Source organism: Occallatibacter sp. (genome assembly GCF_049802275.1).
Lineage (GTDB): Bacteria > Acidobacteriota > Terriglobia > Terriglobales > Acidobacteriaceae > Telmatobacter.
Map to the genome: position 1 here is coordinate 1 of NZ_JBARMD010000354.1, position 1,826 is coordinate 1,826.

Below are 1,826 nucleotides of genomic sequence, written 5' to 3' on the forward strand. Positions count from 1 at the left end.
GATATGTTCCGGGTAAACCGAGTTTCTCCTTTTCGCCTGCCTTCGGTTCTCGGCTATCTCGGCTCTCTGCGGCTCGACTTCTTTCTAGGACGCATGACCGGACAGGAGTTCATCAACAACAGCCCCGTCGTCGGGACGGTGGCTCAAGGCCAATATGGCAAGAATCTGAACCCCCAGCCCTTCCTCAGTGGGGCCAGGATCAGTTTCAAATTCACCGAGAACTTCGAATTCAGCATGTCGAAGACCACAATTTATGGCGGCCCGGGCAATCCGTTGACGTGGAAAACATTTTTGCAGAGTTCGTTGAGCCTTCACGAGGCCAATCATGAACCTCTAGGGGACGGCCGCAGTGTCGCAGACTTTTCTTATCGCATTCCGAAGCTGCGAAACTGGCTGACTTTATTTGGCGAGGGCTTCAGTGAAGATGAAATCTCTCCTCTTAACACTCCCCAAAAATCTGTCTGGCAAGGCGGGCTCTATGCCGCTCAGATGCCGAACATTCCGAAGCTCGATCTGAGGTTGGAGGGCGGTTCGACCAGCCCGGTTGATTTTCCCAGTTGCAACGGCTGCTTCTATCACAACTATCAATACCTCAACGGATACACCAATGGCGGTCAGTTGATGGGAAGCTGGATCGGTCGCGCTGCTCAGGGAGAATCGATCACCAGCAATTATTGGCTCAGCGCGACCCGGAAAATTGGAATCGTTCTGAAGCATCGAAAAATCGACCGGCAGTTCCTGCCGCAGGGTGGAACCCAGAATGATGTGCAAGTGAACTCAGACTTCCTGCTGCGATCGGGATTTCGTCTATCCGGCGGCTTGCAGTACGAACGCTGGCAAATACCGCTGCTGGCGGCCAACCACCAATCCAATGTCACCGCATCATTTGAGTTCAGCTACCTACCCAAGGTCGGTAGAAAGTGAAACTCGCCAGAACCAACGTCCGAGTGAAGCACAGAGCCGCGAACGTGATTGAGACTTGCCAATGCCCGGTACTCCGATTCGCGTAAAACCCGACCAGGGACTATCCGCCTCGACCGTGCTCCCTGATCCGGCTCGAATCAGTAGCTACGGTGAGTTCGAGGGCCAGACTACGTTTAGCCGTCTGCGCCTCCTGCTCGATCAGCGTATCTTCGTCTTGCGAGCCGCGGCGTACGGACTCGTCCTGTCGACTCTGCTCGCATTTCTCATCCCCGTCCGGTATGAAGCGCGAACGCAATTGATGCCGCCTGACAACGAACTGAGTTCCGGGTTGGCATCCCTGATGGCGATGAGCAGCCACGGTGACACCGGAATCGGTATGCTGGCCGGCGATCTCCTTGGCCTGAAAACCTCAGGATCTCTATTCATTGGAATCTTGCGCAGCGAGACTGTCGAAGATCGCGTCATCGACAAATTCGATCTCAAATCTGTATACGGCATGCGACAAATGCAAGGCGCCAGACGTCAGCTTGAGGAAAACACGCAAATGTCGGAAGACCGCAAGAGCGGAATCATCACCATCCAAGTGACCGACCACAGTCCGCAAAGAGCGAAAGCCATCGCCGAATCCTACGTATCTGAGCTCAACCGGTTGGTGGTGGACCTGAACACCTCCGCGGCCCACCGCGAGCGCGTCTTTCTGGAAGATCGTCTGAAGTCGGTGAAGCAGGATCTCGACATTTCCGCCAGGGAGTTCAGCAAATTTGCCAGCGATAACACCGCGATTGACATCAAGGAGCAAGGCAAGGCGATGGTGGAAGCGGCGGCAGCCTTGCAGGGTCACCTGATTGCCGCGCAATCGGAATTGGAGGGCCTGCGCCAAATATACGCCGACAACAATGTCC

General features: G+C 55.0%; 2 protein-coding genes. Both read left to right on the forward strand.

The features are described from left to right. A partial coding sequence (locus tag WA354_RS12340) for a capsule assembly Wzi family protein (RefSeq protein WP_472813312.1) occupies nt 1-924 on the forward strand: 924 nt, incomplete at its 5' end. A 61-nt stretch (nt 925-985) separates the two neighbouring features. After that, nucleotides 986-1,826 (forward strand): Wzz/FepE/Etk N-terminal domain-containing protein (locus tag WA354_RS12345; RefSeq protein WP_472813313.1); only part of this gene is annotated, 841 nt, incomplete at its 3' end.